Annotated in this window: 17 protein-coding genes; 6 read left to right on the plus strand and 11 right to left on the minus strand. The window is 68.1% G+C overall.

Annotated features, from left to right (window positions below; genetic code table 11):
• The first annotated feature begins 143 nt into the window (after positions 1–143).
• Positions 144–1,097 (plus strand): prolyl aminopeptidase, encoded by a 954-nt coding sequence (gene pip / locus VGV37_RS18170; RefSeq protein ID WP_326881152.1) that lies wholly within the window; start codon positions 144–146, stop codon positions 1,095–1,097.
• Positions 1,098–1,174: 77 nt separating this feature from the next.
• Entirely contained in the window at positions 1,175–1,702 is a 528-nt protein-coding gene (locus VGV37_RS18175; protein WP_326881153.1) for an acyloxyacyl hydrolase, read from the plus strand.
• Between the two features lie 54 nt (positions 1,703–1,756).
• Here the strand turns inward: VGV37_RS18175 and VGV37_RS18180 are convergent, their stop codons facing one another.
• The gene (locus VGV37_RS18180; RefSeq protein ID WP_326881154.1) at positions 1,757–2,149 is read right to left on the minus strand and encodes an MAPEG family protein; all 393 of its coding nucleotides are present in this window, start codon (positions 2,147–2,149) and stop codon (positions 1,757–1,759) included.
• 240 nt (positions 2,150–2,389) lie between these two features.
• Between VGV37_RS18180 and VGV37_RS18185 the strand changes: the two genes are divergently transcribed.
• Together VGV37_RS18185 and VGV37_RS18190 are read left to right on the plus strand one after the other, a co-directional pair.
• Positions 2,390–3,982 (plus strand): PAS domain-containing sensor histidine kinase, encoded by a 1,593-nt coding sequence (locus tag VGV37_RS18185; protein WP_326881155.1) that lies wholly within the window; start codon positions 2,390–2,392, stop codon positions 3,980–3,982.
• Positions 3,983–4,097: 115 nt separating this feature from the next.
• Entirely contained in the window at positions 4,098–5,756 is a 1,659-nt protein-coding gene (locus VGV37_RS18190; protein WP_326881156.1) for an FAD-dependent monooxygenase, read from the plus strand.
• A 108-nt stretch (positions 5,757–5,864) separates the two neighbouring features.
• Here the strand turns inward: VGV37_RS18190 and rpmB are convergent, their stop codons facing one another.
• The 4 genes from rpmB to VGV37_RS18210 all read right to left on the minus strand — a co-directional run bounded on the left by rpmB (position 5,865) and on the right by VGV37_RS18210 (position 9,403).
• On the minus strand, positions 5,865–6,179 hold the full coding sequence (gene rpmB, locus VGV37_RS18195) for a 50S ribosomal protein L28 (RefSeq protein ID WP_326881157.1): 315 nt from the start codon (positions 6,177–6,179) through the stop codon (positions 5,865–5,867).
• Between the two features lie 168 nt (positions 6,180–6,347).
• Positions 6,348–7,337, minus strand: a complete 990-nt coding sequence (gene meaB / locus VGV37_RS18200; RefSeq protein WP_326881158.1) for a methylmalonyl Co-A mutase-associated GTPase MeaB — start codon at positions 7,335–7,337, stop codon at positions 6,348–6,350.
• A 23-nt stretch (positions 7,338–7,360) separates the two neighbouring features.
• Entirely contained in the window at positions 7,361–8,434 is a 1,074-nt protein-coding gene (locus VGV37_RS18205; RefSeq protein ID WP_326881159.1) for a patatin-like phospholipase family protein, read from the minus strand.
• 60 nt (positions 8,435–8,494) lie between these two features.
• Positions 8,495–9,403 (minus strand): LysR family transcriptional regulator, encoded by a 909-nt coding sequence (locus VGV37_RS18210; RefSeq protein WP_326881160.1) that lies wholly within the window; start codon positions 9,401–9,403, stop codon positions 8,495–8,497.
• A gap of 120 nt (positions 9,404–9,523) precedes the next feature.
• On the opposite strand from VGV37_RS18210, the gene VGV37_RS18215 reads away from it, so the two are divergent.
• On the plus strand, positions 9,524–10,510 hold the full coding sequence (locus tag VGV37_RS18215; RefSeq protein WP_326881161.1) for a quinone oxidoreductase: 987 nt from the start codon (positions 9,524–9,526) through the stop codon (positions 10,508–10,510).
• 18 nt (positions 10,511–10,528) lie between these two features.
• On the opposite strand, the gene VGV37_RS18220 is transcribed toward VGV37_RS18215, so the two are convergent.
• The 5 genes from VGV37_RS18220 to VGV37_RS18240 form a co-directional block, all read right to left on the minus strand.
• On the minus strand, positions 10,529–11,404 hold the full coding sequence (locus tag VGV37_RS18220) for a transglutaminase family protein (protein WP_326881162.1): 876 nt from the start codon (positions 11,402–11,404) through the stop codon (positions 10,529–10,531).
• Between the two features lie 82 nt (positions 11,405–11,486).
• A complete protein-coding gene (locus VGV37_RS18225) occupies positions 11,487–11,684 on the minus strand; it encodes a hypothetical protein (RefSeq protein ID WP_326881163.1) in 198 nt (65 codons plus the stop codon).
• Positions 11,685–11,714: 30 nt separating this feature from the next.
• Positions 11,715–11,957 carry a GlsB/YeaQ/YmgE family stress response membrane protein gene (locus tag VGV37_RS18230; protein WP_326881164.1) on the minus strand — a complete coding sequence of 81 codons (243 nt, stop codon included), beginning with the start codon at positions 11,955–11,957 and terminating at the stop codon, positions 11,715–11,717.
• An 81-nt stretch (positions 11,958–12,038) separates the two neighbouring features.
• Positions 12,039–13,898: an ABC transporter ATP-binding protein/permease gene (locus VGV37_RS18235; RefSeq protein WP_326881165.1), complete on the minus strand. Its 1,860-nt coding sequence runs from the start codon at positions 13,896–13,898 to the stop codon at positions 12,039–12,041.
• Positions 13,899–13,923: 25 nt separating this feature from the next.
• A complete protein-coding gene (locus tag VGV37_RS18240) occupies positions 13,924–15,117 on the minus strand; it encodes an MFS transporter (RefSeq protein ID WP_326881166.1) in 1,194 nt (397 codons plus the stop codon).
• Positions 15,118–15,533: 416 nt separating this feature from the next.
• Here VGV37_RS18240 and VGV37_RS18245 point away from each other — a divergent pair, with 416 nt between their 5' ends.
• Positions 15,534–16,436 (plus strand): hypothetical protein, encoded by a 903-nt coding sequence (locus VGV37_RS18245; RefSeq protein WP_326881167.1) that lies wholly within the window; start codon positions 15,534–15,536, stop codon positions 16,434–16,436.
• A gap of 32 nt (positions 16,437–16,468) precedes the next feature.
• Here VGV37_RS18245 and VGV37_RS18250 read toward each other — a convergent pair.
• On the minus strand, positions 16,469–17,885 hold a 1,417-nt coding region (locus tag VGV37_RS18250; protein WP_326881168.1), incomplete at its 5' end, for a hypothetical protein.

Below are 17,885 nucleotides of genomic sequence, written 5' to 3' on the forward strand. Positions count from 1 at the left end.
CTAGAAAGCGCACGTCCAACGCGAAGCGCCGGAATACGGGTCGCCTGAATGACTGCACAACGCGCTTTTGCCTTGCCGGGCCGGATCCTCGTAGAGTGGGGTTGCGACCCGTCTTCTCCTGACCCGTAAGGAACCGCGACGACATGAGCCGCAGCGACCTGCATCCGCCGGCCGAGCCCTTCGAGACCGGCCTGCTGGCGGTCGACGACATCCATCGGATCTATTGGGAACAATGCGGAAATCCGCATGGGATTCCGGTCGTATTCCTGCACGGTGGTCCCGGATCCGGCTCGACGCCGACCCATCGTCGCTTCTTCGACCCGGTCGCCTATCGCGCCATTCTGTTCGACCAGCGCGGCTCCGGTCGTTCGACCCCGGTCGGCGCGCTCGATGACAACACCACGCCCGATCTCGTCGCCGACATGGAACGGCTGCGGCAGCGACTCGGCATCGAGAAATGGCTCGTGTTCGGCGGTTCCTGGGGTTCGACCCTGGCATTGGCCTATGGCCAGGCCCATCCCGATCGCTGTCTGGGCTTCGTGCTGCGCGGCATCTTCCTGTGCCGACCGAGCGAGATCGACTGGTTCCTGCACGGCATGGGAACGCTCTTTCCCGAGCCCTGGCGGGCCTTCAGCGAATTTCTGCCGGCCGCCGAGCGAGATGATCTGCTCGCCAACTACTACCGCCGCCTGACCGACGGAGATCCGCGGATCCATCTGCCGGCGGCACGGGCCTGGAGCACCTACGAGGGCAGCTGCTCGACCCTGCTGCCGTCGCCCGATACGATCGCGGCGTTCGGCGAGGACCGGATGGCGCTCGGTCTCGCCCGACTCGAGGCACACTACATGGTCCACGGAGGCTTCCTGCCGGCGGGCGGCCTGCTCGGCGGCCTCGGCCGGATCCGGCATCTGCCGGCCGTTATCGTGCAGGGCCGGTACGACGCGGTCTGTCCGATCGTCACCGCCGATACGCTGGCCCGCGCCTGGCCGGAAGCCGACTACCAGATCGTTCCCGATGCGGGGCATTCGGCGATGGAGCCGGGAACGCGCCAGCGCCTGCTCGCCGCGCTCGATCGCATGCGCGGACGCTTCGCTTGATCCGTGTCAGAACGCCCTAGGCGTAGCGGCGGGGCTCGCCTATGGTGGCGCCGCTCAAGTTGTTGAGGAGAAACCCCTTGTCGAAGCGTCGCCTCATTCCGGCCTTGGCCGTGGCCACTCTGGCGCTGTGCGCCGGCCTTGCCGGCGGCCCCGCCAAGGCCGATTCGGTCGCCTATGATCCGGCCCTGCTGACGCTCGGCGTCGGCGGCTACAACGTCCTGCATGCCGACAAGGACGCGATCTTCCGCGGCGAATATCGCTTCGGCACGCGAATCTTCTACATCCGCCCGATTGTCGGCGTCGAGGCCAACAGTGCGGGCGGCGTCTACGCTTATGGCGGCTTCGGCGTCAATCTGCCGATCACCGATCACATCGTCGTCTTTCCCTCGGGCGCCTTCGGCTATTGGGACCGCGGCGATGGCAAGAACCTGGGCGCGCACGAGGAATTCCGGACCGGCGCCGAGATCGCCTGGCGCTTCGACGACGCATCGCGTATCGGCGTGACCTTTCATCACATCTCGAACGCCGGCATCACCCAGCGCAATCCGGGTGTCGAGGAAGCCTTGCTTCAGTACTCGATCCCGCTCGGCGGCATGTTTCCCTGATCGAAATCGCTCGGACGGGGCCCGGTGCCTGACGGGCCCCGTCCGAGCGCGCGGCTATCGACCGAAGAACTGGAAGAGGTTGACCCCGGTGCCGAGCAGCAGGGCGGCGGCGGTCAGCAGGATGCCTGAGACCCGGCCGATCGAAGCGCCGCTGCTCTGGGCCAGCCCCCAGGGGTGCAGCACGCGTCCGACGATCAGCAGAATGCCGATCGCATGGACCCAGTGGCCGGCCGCCCCGGACAATTCCGCACTGGCGACCAGGATGAGCCCGAGCGGCGTGTATTCGGTGAAGTTGCCATGGCCGCGCACGGCCCGCTCGAGAGCGCTATGGCCGCCGGTTCCGAGGCCGACCGACAGGCTGCGGCGCAGGCGGATCACCCGGAACATCAGAACCAGTAAAATGACGGCGGCGAGCGCCGCATAAAGCGGCGTGATGGTGAGTGGCATCGACGGTATTCTCCGATCGGGTTCTTATTGCCGGCGCGGGCCGGGACGATTGCGATCCTCGGGGCGATGCGGTCGCGAGGCAAGCGCCGGACGCGGAACAGCATTGTATTTTAGCAAAATTGCAGGCTTACTCCCGCGGCCGTTTGCCCATCATTTGTTCAGCCTTACGGGCATAGGCTCGGTCCGAAACGCGCGTGGGTCCGTGCGCCACCTTCCCTTTTTTCAGGAGCGTCGCGAGGCGTGCCGCCCATAGGCCACACGTCGAGTTCGTCCGCGGCGCTCCCTCCGACCGAGCGACATCCGGATGTCCTGACAACCACGGCGCCGCCTGCGGCGCTGATCGCGGTCGTGCGCGCGCTCGACGAGATGGCCTGGCTCGCCGACGAGGCCGGCGCCATCGCCTTCACCAACGGCTCCTTCATCATTGGAACGGGGTGTCCGCCGCCAGGTCCGGCCGGTCTCGTCCCTGCTGCCGGGCTGGAAATGCTCTACGGCCCGCTCACCTCGCCGAATGCGCGCGATGCAATCGCCGCCGCGATCGGCAACCAGCAACCGCTTCGCCTGGAACTGGATCTGGCGCGGCGCGGCGGCGCCCCGTTCCGCGCCGAACTGCGGCTCGATCCGATCGACGATGACGGAACCACCTGGTTCCTCGGCATCCTCAAGGACCTGACCGACCGTCGCGCTGCCGATGCCGTCGTTGCCCGGGCGCGCGACGTGATCGAGGCGATCGCCCATGGCGTGCCCGGCGTGGTCTACCAGTTCGGCATCGATGCCCGTGGCCGTCGCCGCTACAGCTTCATCAGCGAGGGCTGCGCGCGCGTCTTCGGCTTCGACGCGTCGGAAGTGACGGCCGGTGGGGCCGACCGCATCCTGGCCGCCGTGCCACCGGAGGACCGCGATGCGCTGATGATGTCGATCGAGACGTCGCGCCGCACGCTCGAACCCTGGCGGCACGTTTTCCGTTGTGAGGTCCATGGCGAATATCGCTGGATCCGTGGTGCTTCCCTGCCGATGCGGCTCGGCAACGGGGACACCGTTTGGAACGGCATGCTGATCGACGTGACGGACGAGATGGTGGCCAAGGCCGCTGCCGTCGACGCGTTGGAGCGGGCCGAGGCGGCAAACCGATCCAAGACGGAATTCCTTGCCGCCGTCAGCCACGAATTGCGCACGCCGCTCAATGCGGTGATCGGCTTCGCCGAAGTGTTCCGGGATGAATTGCACGGGCCGCTTGGCGACGCACGGTATCGCGACCATGCCGGCCACATCCTCGGCAGCGGCCGCCGACTGCTCGACATGGTCAACAGCGTGCTGGAATTCGCCCAGATCGAGTCCGGCGGTCTCCAGCTCGACGAATCCGATGTGCTGCCCCGGGCGCTGATCGAGCCTTGCCTTGCCGCCCTGGCCGACAAGATCGGCAGCCGCGATCTGACCGCCGTCGTCCGGGTCGACGGGCACCCGCACCGCCTGATCGTCGATCGGCTGCAGATGCGCCGGGTGTTGAGCCACCTGCTGTCGAATGCAGTCAAGTTCACGCCGGATGGCGGCAGCCTGTCGATCGACGTCGAGAGCGATGCCGAGGGCGGTGTCGACATCACCGTGACCGACACCGGCATCGGCATCGCGCCCGAAGATCTGCGGCGCGCCTTCGAGCCGTTCGCCCAGATCGACGGGGCCCTCAGCCGACGCTACGAGGGGTTGGGTCTGGGCCTGCCGCTGGCTCGCGCCATCGTCGAAAGCCATGGCGGGCGCCTGACGCTCGATCCCGTCGCCGGTGGCGGCACGCGGGCTGGCATCTGGTTGCCGGCCGTCCGGGTGCTCCGGGCTTAGTCGGCTACCGCTTCAAAGCATCGCAACCGTTCCGCGCGTCAATTGGCTGGCCTCGGCGGCATGCTTCATGGATCATGCCTGCCACGAGGCGGGGCGGTCGAGGACGGACAAGCGGATGGCGACGGACGTTGGCGGCGAGCGGGAAGCGGATGTGATCGTGGTCGGCGCGGGGCCGGCCGGACTGACCGCTGCGGCGGAACTGGCCCGGCACGGCATCCGGGTTCGCGTGGTTGACAAGTCGGTGGGCCCCACCCTTCATTCCCGCGCCTCGGTCGTTCACGTCCGCACCCAGGAGATGTTGTCGGCGATGGGCCTCGCCGACCGGTTCGTCGCCCGCGCCTATCCGCTCCAGGCGATCTCCCTCCATGCCTTCGGCAAATTCATGGGCGGCATTCGCTTGAGCGGTGCCGACAGCGCCTATCCGGTGCCGCGGATCATCGGCCAGCACGTCACCGAACGCCTGCTGCTCGAACGGCTCGACGAATGCGACGTGCCGATCGAGCGTGGCGTCGAGGCCACCGGCTATGTCGACGACGGCGACCGGATCACGCTCTCCCTGAAACGCGCCGACGGCAGCGAATACCAACTCGCCGCCCCATATGTCATCGCGGCCGAGGGGCCGGACAGCCGGCTCCGCGCGGCGGCCCAGATCCCGTTCGAGGGCGAGCGCGGCGACGGGTTCGAATTCCTGCAGAGCGACTGCGAGGTGCGCTGGTCCTATCCGTCCGGGCGCGGCTACCTGTTCGTCACCAAGGACCGGTTCCTGGGCCTGTTCCCGTTCGATGCCGATGGTGCCTATCGCATCGTCTGTGCGCGGGCCGACCAGGACCCCGACAAGACCGAGCCGCCCGACCTCGAGGAACTCGAGGCCATCCTGCGCGAGATCGCCGATCCCGATGCGACCCTGGTCGAGCCGCGCTGGCTCAATCGGCTTCGGGGGGCGCCGAGGCTGGCGAAGCAATTTCGTTCGGGCCGATTGTTCCTGGTCGGCGACACGGCCCATACCCATCTGCCGATCGGCGGCCAGGGCATGAATTCCGGCATGCAGGATGGGTTCAATCTCGGCTGGAAGCTGGCAGCCGTTCTCAAGGGCGAGGCGCAGCCCGCGTTGCTGGACTCCTATGGTGCCGAGCGCCTGCCGGTTGCCGAGGATCTGCTGAAGTTCACCGACCGCGGCTTCCACAGCATGGTGAAACCGGGCGACCTGGCCCAGCGCGCCATGAAGCTGTTCGGTGCCAGCGTGATGGGGCTGGAGTCGGTCCAGGAACGCCTGCGTCGCACGGTCGGCGAGGTGCCCATCTCGTACCTGACCAGCGCCCTCAGCGAAGATCACGGCGGCACGATCGGCCCGATCGCCGGCGAGCGGGCGCCCGACGGGGTCGCCGTGCGCGCGGCCGACCGGCGGACCGTGCGGCTGCTGCAGGCGATCACGGGCGAGGCCTGGACGCTGTTGATCTTCGCCGGGCTCGATCAATCCGATGTCGGCGGAAAGCTGGCCGAGATTGCCGAACGCGTGACCGCCGGCTTCGGCCCCCGGGTCCGGCCGGTCCTGGTGACGCCGGACCGCCCGCCGGCAAGCTGGCCGGGCGAGGTGCTGATCGATCGGGATCAATTGCTGCACGACCGCTACGGCGTGCGCCACGCGGCGCTCTACCTGCTGCGGCCGGACTGGTACGTCGGATTCCGCGCACCGGCGGTCCAGGCCGAACTGCTGGAGAAATACCTGGCCCGCTGGCTGGTGCCCGCGGCAGCGCCGGTCGCCGAGGCCGGCTAGGTCCGGGGCCCGGAAAACCCAAACGAACGAAGCCGCCGGAACGCGTCCCGGCGGCTTCGTCATTTCACATGGAAAGCGTAGCGCCTGGCAGGCGCCAGGCCGGCCTGGTCAGGCGGCAGCCGTTTCGGCTTTCGCGGCCTTGGCGGCGGCGGCTTTCTCGATCTGCTTCTTCAGGCGGCGGGCTTCGGCCGGCAGCTTGGAGGCAGTGGCCTGCATCAGGAAGGAGTCGATGCCGCCATTATGCTCGATGGTGCGGATCGCGTTGGTCGACAGGCGCAGACGCACGGCGAAGCCCAGCGTGTCCGACAGCAACGAGGTCACCTGCAGGTTCGGCATGAACCGGCGGCGGGTCTTGTTGTTGGCGTGGCTGACGTTGTTACCCGTCTGCACACCCTTGCCGGTGATTTCGCACTTTCTGGCCATGACGTGTCTCTTCGCAAAAATCAGGTGTATCGACCGCTCGCCTCGCGATCGAGGGCAGCCGGAACAAGGCTGGGGTATCTACGCGAGGTCGGACGGCGCGTCAACAAGAGTCGGGACATTTCCCGAATAACGCACCGAAAGGCTGGGCTGCGCCAACCGACGGGCAGGTCATTCGCCCAAGAACAAGCCCAAGAGCCGGCGTGCGCCGGCCATGGAGGTCATGGTCCCGGCCGCGACCGCTGCCTCGATTTCCGGAATGCGTTCGGCGATCGCGGGACGGTGGCGCAAGACCTCGATCATGCCGTCACCCAGGTCCGCCCAGAGCGCCGCCTGGGCCTGCCCGGCCCGGCGGCGGGTCTTCTCGCCGGCCGTGTCCAGGGCAGCCTGGTGCCGCTCGATCGCTGCCCAGGCCAGGTCCAGCCCTTCGCCGGTCACGGCCGAGACGGGCAGCACTTCGGGTTGCCACAACGGCGACAGCGGGCGCAGCAGGCGCAGTGCCGCCCGATAGTCGCCGACGGCGGTCCGGGCCTTGGAGATCAACTCGCCGTCGGCCTTGTTGACCAGCAGCAACTCGGCCAGCTCGACGATGCCCTTCTTGATGCCCTGCAGATCGTCGCCCGCCGACGGCAACAGCAGCAGGCAGAACAGGTCGACCATGTCGGCGACCGCGGTCTCCGACTGACCGACGCCGACGGTCTCGACCAGGATGACGTCGAAGCCGGCGGCCTCGCACAGCAGGATCGATTCGCGGGTGCGCCGGGCGACGCCGCCCAGGGTCCCGCCGGTCGGCGAGGGGCGGATGAAAGCGGCTTCGGCCCGCGCCAATTCAGTCATGCGCGTCTTGTCGCCCAGGATCGAGCCGCCGGTCCGGCGCGACGAGGGATCGACCGCCAGAACCGCGACGCGATGGCCATGACCGATCAGCTTGAGGCCGAACGCCTCGATGAAGGTCGATTTGCCGACGCCCGGCACGCCGGACAGGCCGATGCGTGTCGAATTGCCGGTGTGCGGCAGCACGCGCTCGATCAGGCTCTCCGCTTCGGTCCGATGGTCCGGCCGGGTCGATTCCACCAGAGTGATGGCCCGGGCGAGCGCGCGCCGGTCGCCCGCGGCGATGGCGGCGGCGCGGGCGTCGAGCGAAGCGGTCGAAGCATTCATGGCCGAATTCATGCAGGACGGGCTTAGAGGTAGCTGTTGATATCGATGCTGGTGTGCTTGCCGATCTTGTCGAAGGTCGTGGCCAGCCAGGCGTCGGCCTGCGCCCGGCCCAGTTCCTTGAGGTAGCCCAGGAATTCCGGGTCGGAGTTCATCTTGCTCGACGCGCCGAACTCCTTCATGTGCTCCTCCGCGCCGATCATGTGGATATGGATCAGCTTCAGCCGCGAGACATGGTCGCCCTGCAGCATGTCCTGGTGGATCAGGCGCTGGACGAACGCGATGGCGCGCAACTCGCGGATCAGCGAGGAATTGAAGGTGATCTCGTTGAGACGGTTCAGGATCTCTGCCGTGGATTGCGGCGTGCCCTCGCGCTCGACCGGGTTGATCTGCACGATCACCACGTCCGGGCTCTCGCACTCGTAGACCAGCGGAAAGATCGCCGGATTGCCCATGTAGCCGCCGTCCCAATAGGGATCGCCGTCGATCTCGACCGCCTGAAACACGGTCGGCAGGCAGGCCGACGCCAGCAGCGCGTCGATCGACAGATCCTTGCGGTCGAACACGCGGATCTTGCCGGTGCGCACGTTGGTCGCCGAGACGAACAGGTTGATATCCTTGCACTTGCGGATCCGGGAGATGTCGATCTCCTCCTCCAGCACGGTGCGGATCGGGTGCCAGTTGAGCGGGTTGGTCTGGTAGGGCGAAAAGGCCCGGCCGATCGTATCCAGCATCATGTAGGCGGGCGAACTGTCGAGGTTCCAATTGCCCATCAGCCGGTCCATCAGGCTGCGCTGCAGCGGGCTGTAGCGGGAAAAATCGGCGATGCGGCCCCAGAACTTGTCGAGCGACTTGCGGGCGCCTTCGCGGCCGCCGTCGACGTAGCCCTGGGCGAGGGCCGCGGCGTTCATGGCGCCGGCGCTGGTGCCGCTGATGCCCTCGATCTCCAGCCGATCGTCCTCGAGCAGCCGGTCCAGCACGCCCCAGGTGAAGGCGCCGTGCGAGCCGCCGCCTTGCAGCGCCAGATTGATGCGCTTCGGCCCGGTCGGCTTGGCACGTGCCTTCTTCGGCGGCACGGACGTGTCGAGCATGTCGGTCATGGATGAGGAACCCTGGGAATGATATGGCCCGGCAAAGATGGCGCCGATGGGCGGGAAAAGCTAGCGATCGGTAACGAGGTCGGGGAGGGTCAGCCGGTCCATCTCGCGCCGGAACAGCCGATCGATGAATAGGGCGACCGCCTCGATCCGCCGGTCCGGCTGGGGCAGCGCCTGGGCGACCAGGAAGATCTCGTGGTGAAACACGGCCGCGTCCGGCAGCACGCGGACGAGGCCGGTCTCCTCGGCCGCGGGGCGCAGCAATGCTGCGATACCGAGCCCGGCCCGCGCCGCGAGCAGATGGCCGGCCATGGTGTTGACCCGGATCGGCTGGCGCGCGGCCGGTGCGATCTCGGCCATCCAGCGCGGGATCGGGAAATCCGCGTGTACCGGGTCCCAGCCGACCAGGTCGTGACCCGCGAGATCCGCCAGGACGACGGGTATGCCGCGCGCTTCGAGGTAGCCGGCGCTGGCATAGAGCCCGATGCCGAGTGCCCCCAGGCGACGGATGGTCAGGCCGCCGGCTTCCCGGGGGCTCTGCAGCCGGATCGCCAGGTCGGCCTCGCGTCGGCCCAGCCGGATGGTCTCGATGCCGGCGACCAGCTCGATCTCCAGATCCGGATGGGCCGTTCGCAACTCGCCGAGCGCCGGCAGCAGGACCCACTGCCCCAGCATCTCCGCAACCGCGACGCGCACGGTGCCGGCGATTTCGGCCGGGGAATCAAAACGCTGGCGCGTCACGACGGCCAGCGCCTCCTCCGCCCGCTCGGCGCAGGGCAGCAGCTCGGCACCGGCCTCGCTCAGCACATAGCCCTCGCGCCGGCGCAGGAACAGCGGCGCCTTCAGCGCGGTTTCCAGGGCTTCGATCCGCCGGGTCACCGTCGACTGGCTGACATGGAGCCGGCGCGCGGCGCCGGTCAGGCTGCCGTCGCGTGCCACGGCCAGGAAATATTGCAGGTCGTTCCAATCCATGGCTGGGCGCAGCACTCCGCAAAAACGGCAAATGACTTGGCGGTCTTCACTCTCGGCTTCTGGCAGATCCGGGCGCAGATGTCATGGCGGTTTCATCGTTCCAGCAAGGAAGAGCACATCATGACCGTATCCACCACCCAGGCCATCCAGATGACCGAGGTCGGCGCCGCCGACCTGCTGCGCCTGGTCGAGCTGCCGCTCGCCGAACCCGGCGCCGGCGAAGTGCTGATCCGCCAGACCGCGATCGGCATCAACTATGTCGATGTCTATCATCGCCAGGGCCGCTACGCGGTGCCGCTGCCCGCCGTGCTGGGGGTCGAAGCCGCCGGCGTGGTCGAGGCGGTCGGCTCCGCTGATACCGGCTTCACGGTCGGCCAACGTGTTGCCTATGCCAGCTTTCCGCCCGGCGCCTATGCCGGCCATCGCGTGATGCCCGCCGCGCGGGTCGTGGCGCTACCCGACGGGGTCGATGACCGGACGGCGGCGGCGGGCCTGTTTGCCGGCCTGACCGCGCATTACCTGATCCATCGGCTCTATCCGGCCAAGGGCGGCGAAACCGTGCTGTTCCACGCCGCGGCCGGCGGGGTCGGGCTGATCGCCGGCCAATGGCTGAAATCGCTGGGCGTGCGGACCATCGGCACGGTCGGATCGGCCGGCAAGGTGGCGCTGGCCCGCGACCATGGCTATGACGAAGTGCTGGTGCTGGGCCGCGACGACGTCCCGGCCCGGGTGCGGGCCCTGACCCAGGGCAAGGGCGTGCCGGCCGTGTTCGACTCGATCGGCAAGGACACGATCGACCTGTCGCTCGACAGCCTGGCGCCTCACGGCATGCTCGTCAGCTTCGGCAGCGCATCGGGTCCCGTGCCGCCGCTGTCGGTCGAGGATCTCCGGGCCCGAGGCTCGCTTCAGGTTGCTGCGCCGACCTTCGGCACCTACATGGCGAACCGGTCCGACATCACGACCTCGGCCGCCGCGCTGTTCGCGGCGATCGCGGCGGGCACCATCCGCATCGAGGTCGGCGGGGTCTATCCGCTGGCCGAAGCGGCTCGCGCCCATGCGGATCTCGAAGGCCGGCGCACGACCGGCTCGTTGCTGCTGATCCCCTAGCGCCGGTTCACCCAGAGTCTAATCGGCCGTCACGCTGACTTCGACCTCCATCCCGATGAAGTCGGCGGGATTGCCGGTATAGCTGCCGGACAGGGGCACGGCCTGGGACGCGTCGCGGGCGACCGCGACGCGGATCAGGTTGTGCCCGCCGGCGAGTGCGTTGGTCGGATCGAACTCGACCCACCCGGCGCCGGGCAGGTAGACCTGGACCCAGGCATGGGTCTCGCCGCCGCCGACCAAGCCGCCGGATGCGCCGACCAGGGCGGCGTCATAGAGATAGCCCGACACGAAGCGCGCGGCGAAGCCCAGGCTGCGCACAGCCTCCATCATGAACAGCGCATAGTCGCGGCAGCTGCCGCCGCCCAGGTCGAGCGTCTCGGTCGGGGTCTGCGTTCCCATCTCCTCGCGCCGGCCATAGCTGAACTCGTTGCGGATGGCGCGGGTGATGTTCAGCAGCAGGTCGATGGTGCCGGGGCCGATGCCGCCGACGAAGCGGCGCGCCCAAGCGTCGATCCGGTGGTCCGGATCGGCATAGTGCCGCTCGTAGGTCCGGCCCAGGTCGGGCACCTCGTCGGCGGCATAGCGGAACGGGTAGGTCTCGGCATAGGGCTCCAGCACGATGTCGCGTGCGCGGATCGGGAAATGCTGGGCCTCGAACGAGGATTCGATGGCGAGCTCTGTGGTGGGTTCGTCGAAGCGGGCGAGCGCGATCGAATTGCCGAAGACGTCATGGAGCCAGCGGACCTGTGCCGGCGGCGAAATCGTCAGGCCGGTGTGGACCAGGCGCAGGTCGTGGCTGTCGCGCGGGCGGCACATCAGCCGGTGTTCACCCAGATAGACGGGATTGACGTAGCGATAGACCGTCCGATGACGGACCGTCAGCAATGTCGGCATGAACCCGGACCCCCGCGAAGCGCGGGGGTCCGCGTCCTCCGCCTGTCGCGCGATACTCTGTATAGACCTGGTGCCAGTCTGCTCAGTTGCCGACGGCCTTGTCGACCGCACGACCGGCCTTTTCGGCGGGGCCGGGCGGATCGATCGCGTCCTTGGCTTTCTGAACCGTGTTGTCGATGGCCGAGCCGGTCTTTTCCGCCGGGCCCTTCTTTTCGTCGCAGCCGGTCACGACGACGGCGAGGGGCAGAAACAGCACCAACAGGCGCAACAGCTTGGTCATGGTCACAAATCCTCGTTTCGATCCGACACGTCAGGTCCGGCGGCGGCTGATGCCCAGATAGAGCGTCAGGACGACGATCGACCCGGCAACGGCCGTGAGCAGGCCGGGTGTCGTGACGTCCAGGCCGCCGAACAGCGAGAACAGGAAGCCGCCGACCAGCGCGCCGATGCAGCCCAGCACCAGATAGGTGACCCGGCCGGCGCGATTGCCCGCGAGCAGGCTGGCCAGCCATCCGGCGATCAGGCCCGAGACGAGCCAGAGGACGACCGACATGCCCACACCTCCTGTTTCAGGGGGTAGCCGACTAGGGCTGCCCTCTGACGTGATGACCAACGCCCGAAAAGCGAAAACGGCTCATTCTTGGATATCGGCCTGCATTTCGGCAAGCGCTGCCTCGCGTTCGGCGGCGCGGCGCTGGCGGGCCCACATGCCGGCATAGGCGCCGTCTCGACGCAGCAGTTCGCCGTGGCGACCGCGTTCGACGATCCGCCCCTGGTCCAGCACCAGGATCTCGTCGGCATCGACCACGGTCGACAGGCGATGGGCGATCACCAGGGTGGTGTGGTTGGTTGAAACCTGACGCAGGCTGGCCTGGATTTCCTGCTCGGTGGCACTGTCGAGCGCGCTGGTCGCTTCGTCGAATATCAGGATCTCGGGCGCCTTCAGGATGACGCGCGCGATCGCCACCCGCTGCTTCTCGCCGCCCGACAGCTTCAGCCCGCGCTCTCCGACCCTGGTCTCGTAGTCATCCGGCAGGCGGGCGACGAAGTCGTGGATCTGCGCCAGCCGGGCCGCCTCGACGATCTCGGCCTCGCCGGCCTCGGGCCGCCCATAGGCGATGTTGTAGCGGATCGTGTCATTGAACAGCACCGTGTCCTGCGGCACCACGCCGATCGCGCGCCGGACCGACTCCTGGGACACTTCGCGCAGGTCCTGTCCGTCGATGCGGATCGCACCGTCGGTCACGTCATAGAACCGGAACAGCAACCGGGCGATGGTCGACTTGCCGCCGCCCGAGGGTCCGACGATCGCCACGGTCTGGCCGGCCGCCACGTCGAACGAGATCCCGTCGAGGATCCGGCGGCGCGGATCATAGGCGAAGGTCACGCGGTCGAATTGGACCCGGCCGCCGCGTGAGATCAGGGCCGGGGCGCCCGGACGGTCCTGGACCTCCGGCGGCTCGCCCAGCAGCCGGTACATGGCTTCGAGGTCGATCAGCGACTGCTTGATGTTGCGATAGACCATGCCCAGCAGGTTGAGCGGCTGGTAGAGCTGCAGCAGGTAGCTGTTGACCAGCACGAAATCGCCGACCGTCAGGCGATGGGCGGCGACGCCCTGGCCGGCCAGGATCATCATCGCGACGAGGCCGCTCGAAATGATCAGGCCTTGGCCCAGGTTGAGCAGCGACAGCGAGGTCTGGCTGCGCACGGCCGCGCGCTCGAACGCCTGCTTCGCCTGGTCGAACCGCCGCCCCTCGTGGGCCTCGTTCGAGAAATATTTGACGGTCTCGTAATTCAGCAGGCTGTCGATCGCCCGCGTGTTGGCCTCGCCGTCACGCTCGTTCATCTCATGGCGGAAGCGGACGCGCCATTGGGTGATGCCGATGGTCCAGGCGACATAGCAGAGGATGGTCGCGAGCGTCACGGCGGTAAACCGGGCGTCGAAGCGGCGCCACAGGATGGTCGAGACCAGGGCGATCTCGAGCAGGGTCGGCCCGATATTGAACAGGGTAAAGGACAGCAGATATTCGATGCCGGTCGTGCCGCGCTCGATCGACCGGCTCAATCCGCCGGTCTGCCGCTCCAGATGGAAGCGCATCGAGAGCGCGTGGAGATGCTGGAACACTTCGAGCGCGATGCGGCGGATCGCCCGCTGGGCGACCTTGGCGAACACCAGCTCGCGCAGTTCGCCCGTCGCCTGCGCGGCGAGGCGCGCCAGGCCATAGAAGATGATGAGGGCGGCGGGCACGAGCACGATCGGACCGGCGGCACCGCTGAGCGCATCGACCGCCTGCTTGTAGAGCAGCGGAATGGTGACGGTGATGAGCTTGCCGGCGACGATGAGGCCGATGGCCGCCAGTACCCGCAGCCGGAGGCCGGGTTCGCCGGCCGGCCAGAGGTGGGGGGCCAGGTGCCGGACGACGCGCAGCTGGGCCCGGACCGTGGCGGCCGCCGCGCGCGGTTCGGTCGAGGGGGAACGGATTCGGTCGCGCATCGGACGGACGGTACCGTCCCGGCGGTCAGAGCGCCAGGGCGCCGAGATCGGCCATGCGATGCCGGCGCAGCACCCGGCCGGCGAGCCAGGACGACACGACCATCAAGGCAGCCCCCAGTATATAAGGTGCGGACGGGCCGCCGAAGGTGAACGCAACACCTGCCGCGGCCGGCCCGGCCAGCCGGGCCAGCGAGCCGACCGACTGGTTGACGCCCAGGATGCCGCCCTGCTCGGCGGCACCGGCTTCGCGCGAGATCAGGCTGGCGGTCGACGGCTGGGCCATGCCCATGCCGAGCGCCAGCAGGCAGCTGGCGGAAATGCCGACGAGCGGCGTCATCGCCGCCGCCAGCAGGACCAGGCCCAGGCCGATGGTCACGGTGCCGGCGAGCAGCATGCGCGCCTCGCCGAAGCGGCGGGTCAGCTTGCCGATCAGGCCGCCCTGGATCAGCACCAGGACGATGCCGACCATGGCGAACAATTCGCCGACCTGGCGCGGTCCCCAGCCGAAGCGGGCAAGCGCCCACAGCGCGAAGGTCGTCTCCATGCCGGCGAAGGCAAAGGTCGTGGTGAAGAACAAGATCATCAGCCGGCGCAGGTTCGGCCGCCCGAAGGCCTCGCGGATCTGGGCGATCCGGCCGGTCCGATTCCGGATGGCCTCGGCGCGGCGCTCGTCCGTCAGCGATTCGCGCAGCAACAGGGCCGCGAGGATGAAGGCGAGGGCCGAGAACGCGGCGGCGGCATAGGCTGGCAGCGCTACGGTCAATGCCGTCGGATCGCCGCCTGCCAGCTGCCCGCCGATCGCCGGGCCGACGATGAAGCCCAGGCCGAGTGCCGCCCCCATCATGCCCATGCCCTTAGCCCGATTTTCCGGCGCGGTCACGTCGGCGACGTAGGCCTGGGCGACCGAGATGTTGCCGGCGCTGATGCCCTGCAACGCCCGGGCGGCGAACAGCATCCACAGCGCATCGGCCGATGCGAGCCAGACATAAGCCAAAACGGAGGTGGCCGTGCTGATCAGGACGATCGGGCGCCGGCCGATCCGGTCGCTCAGGCGACCCCAGAGGGGTGCGGCGAATAGCTGGCAGCCGGAAAAGGTCGCGAGCAGCATCGTGACCGTCAGCGCGGACGCGCCGAAATGCTCGCCATAGAACGGCAGCAGCGGAATGACGACGCCAAATCCGACGAGATCGGTGAAGACGACCAGAAGCATGATCAGCATGAGGGCCTACATACCGCGCGCGACGCCGGCGCGACAGGGGAGAGATGGCAGCCCCGCTGCGGCGCGAGCGCGCGGGCCTCACCTTTGACGCCTGACACCGGCCGAGGGTGAGAGAAGGTTCACAACGATTGTTAGAGATTATCCCTCATAGTTCGCGGTTTTCGATGGTCGTCCGCAAGAGTCGGAAGCCCGTGCGGAGGTATTGCGGAAAGACGCTATGAGAAATTCATGTCTTCTTATTTTATCAGCGGGTATGATTTGCTGATTTTTCCGGGCGTTGCGGCCCGTGTTGTGAAAACGATGTGAAGAACCGGTAAATCCGGGGGAACGAGCAAAGTGTCCAGCATATTCCGAGGCGCCTTCGTGCGGACTCATGGTTCGTCGATGGATCATGATCGCCGCGTCGATCGCATGCGATGAGCGGTACCGGACAGATGGATCTGCTGATCGACCATGCCGGGCACCCCTGGCTGAACGGTTCGAGCGCCTTGCGGCATCGCCTGGGGCGGCCAAGCCCGGACGTCGACATGGCGGGTTTCGTCGTGCGCGATCTTGGCTTTGCCCGCCTGCGTTTGGGCCAGGGCAAGATCCGGCTCACGATCCGTGCCGGGCGGCTCGAATTTCCGACGCTCGAAGCGGTCGTGCGCTTTCTGCTGAAGGAATCCTGGCGCCGCCTGGTGATCGAACATTCGGAACCGATTCCTCGTTTCGAGATCTTTGGCGAGGTCGAGGAAGCGGTGGCGCGGCTCAAGGATTTGAGCGTTCCATCCGCGGCGCTGGCCCGGGGCAATCCCTATTCCAGCCAGGAACTCTCGCTCGACCGGTTGGGCCAATCGGGTCAGGAATCGCTGCAGGCGCTGCTCCACCTGTGGCGCGCGCGCCGGGGCCAGTTGGCCCCGAACCAGATCATCGGGCTGACACCGGCCTCGCTGAAGCCTCGGATCACGCTGGCGCGCATGCGTCCGTCGGACGGCGCGAACGGCAGTCGGGCCCTGGTGGAACATATCGGGCCGGAGTATCGCGCGTTCGACGCCTGCTGGGCCCTGAACGCCATCGGCCGGGATCTCGAAGATCAGCCCGATCCCGTCTATGGCGCGCAATCTGCCCGGGGCTACCACGAAGTGGCGGCGCTTGGACAACCGCGGCTCGAACTGGTCGATGCGGTGATCGACGTGCCCGGGCGTCCGGTCAAGCGCAGCCGTTACGACCGCCTGATGCTGCCCTGGCGGTCGCGCGGCGAGCTATTCGTCAGCGGCGCCTCGATCCTGCGCTCGTCCTTCGCGCTGGAGCCGGACGAGACCCAGGCAGCGCGATCCTGAAATATCGCGCGCACGGACAAGAATGTAGCGGATCAGTCTGCCGGGTTTACCGCAGCGTCGGCGGGTGAGGCTGCAGCCTCGAAGAAGCGGTTCATCAGTTCGGCCATGGTGCCTGCCTCGCCCGTCGGCACCGCGCCATCGACGAAGCCCGCCCCGGCCAGGCGCCGCACGAAGGCGGCATCGCGCGACAGGATGTGGATCGGCACGTCGTGCGACGCGCTGGCATGGCCGATCAGTGCCGGGGGCTGGTGGTCGCCCAGGATGATCGCCACCCCGTCGTCGCCCAGCGCGCGGGGCAGCCAGTTCGCGAGCACGGTCAAATCATACTCGACCGACTGCAGGTACGGACCTGCCAGATCGTTCCAGTCAGGCGGCGTCGCCACGATCCGGGCGACCTCCGGATGGCTCGCGAACCGGCCGACGTCGGCCGGGTCCGCCACCACGGGCGGCACCGGGTGGAACGGGATGTGGCTGGAGACCAGCACGACCTGGGCGAAGAGGGGCCGCGCCCGATCGCGCGGCAGGTCCAGGCTCGCATCCAGCGCATATTGGTCCGGGATGCCGAACCAGCCGAAGCTCGGGCCGGCATAGGCGAGATCGTCGGCGCCGACGATCCGGTCGAAGCCCCAGAATTCCGCGTGCTCGAGCGGTGTCTTGAGCCCGGGCTGGATGTCGAAACTCTGCCATCCGGCCTTGCTCATGATGCCCGGCCAGGTCGGCCGGTCGGTCGTCGTCTCCAGTTGATAGAGCCGCTGGTTGGCCAGCCAGGTGCCGGCGTCGACCGTGCCATGGGCCAGCCACGAGCCGCCGCCATAGGTCGGTGAGGCGATGCGGCTGCTGCGCAGGCTGAGGCCGGCCCGGGTGACCAGCGTCTGGAACCGTGCCAGTGCCGGCAGTGCCCGGACGCTCAAGGCCGGATCGTCCAGCAGCACGGCACCATAGGATTCGAAGAAGATCAGCCAGACGTCGCGGTGCCCGAGGCGGCCGACATCGCGCTTGGCCGCCGGTGCCGGTCCGAGCCGTGCCAGGAAGCCGGCGCGGTCGCCATGGGTCAGTCGCCAGGCGTCGGCGACCGTCGTCAGCTGCCGCTCGATCGAGGCCGTCGTGCCGAAGCCGACGACGCGGCTCCGGCCCGGGAAGCACACCAGGACCAGTCCAAGGGCCGCGAGGCCGAGCGGCAGCAGGCGGCCCGGGCGGGGCAGGCCGGCGAGACCGCGCTCGATCCAGCCCAGGTTGGCGGCGATGAGCGCGATGAGGCCGAGCGGCAGCAGAACGGCGGCGATCGTGGCGCCGATCGATTGCCAGGGGCTGGCCGCGCCGGCGAACAGGCCGATCAGCGACGGCACATGGCCGAGGTCGGCGGCCAGGTCGAGATCGCGACCCAGGATCGCCGGGCCTTCGACGTCGGCCAGGTGGGCGAGCGCGAGCGGCAGCAGCAGAAGGGCCGCG

It is taken from the genome of Aliidongia sp. (assembly GCF_035943795.1).
Lineage (GTDB): Bacteria > Pseudomonadota > Alphaproteobacteria > ATCC43930 > CGMCC-115725 > Aliidongia.

Coding starts and splice junctions, on each gene's coding strand:
- meaB (WP_326881158.1), bottom strand. CDS start 7,337: ATGAATGCTTCGACCGCTTCGCTCGACGCCCGCGCCGCCGCCATCGCC.
- VGV37_RS18205 (WP_326881159.1), bottom strand. CDS start 8,434: ATGACCGACATGCTCGACACGTCCGTGCCGCCGAAGAAGGCACGTGCC.
- rpmB (WP_326881157.1), bottom strand. CDS start 6,179: ATGGCCAGAAAGTGCGAAATCACCGGCAAGGGTGTGCAGACGGGTAAC.
- VGV37_RS18190 (WP_326881156.1), top strand. CDS start 4,098: ATGGCGACGGACGTTGGCGGCGAGCGGGAAGCGGATGTGATCGTGGTC.
- VGV37_RS18235 (WP_326881165.1), bottom strand. CDS start 13,898: ATGCGCGACCGAATCCGTTCCCCCTCGACCGAACCGCGCGCGGCGGCC.
- VGV37_RS18230 (WP_326881164.1), bottom strand. CDS start 11,957: ATGTCGGTCGTCCTCTGGCTCGTCTCGGGCCTGATCGCCGGATGGCTG.
- pip (WP_326881152.1), top strand. CDS start 144: ATGAGCCGCAGCGACCTGCATCCGCCGGCCGAGCCCTTCGAGACCGGC.
- VGV37_RS18215 (WP_326881161.1), top strand. CDS start 9,524: ATGACCGTATCCACCACCCAGGCCATCCAGATGACCGAGGTCGGCGCC.
- VGV37_RS18180 (WP_326881154.1), bottom strand. CDS start 2,149: ATGCCACTCACCATCACGCCGCTTTATGCGGCGCTCGCCGCCGTCATT.
- VGV37_RS18220 (WP_326881162.1), bottom strand. CDS start 11,404: ATGCCGACATTGCTGACGGTCCGTCATCGGACGGTCTATCGCTACGTC.
- VGV37_RS18225 (WP_326881163.1), bottom strand. CDS start 11,684: ATGACCAAGCTGTTGCGCCTGTTGGTGCTGTTTCTGCCCCTCGCCGTC.
- VGV37_RS18245 (WP_326881167.1), top strand. CDS start 15,534: ATGAGCGGTACCGGACAGATGGATCTGCTGATCGACCATGCCGGGCAC.
- VGV37_RS18210 (WP_326881160.1), bottom strand. CDS start 9,403: ATGGATTGGAACGACCTGCAATATTTCCTGGCCGTGGCACGCGACGGC.
- VGV37_RS18240 (WP_326881166.1), bottom strand. CDS start 15,117: ATGCTGATCATGCTTCTGGTCGTCTTCACCGATCTCGTCGGATTTGGC.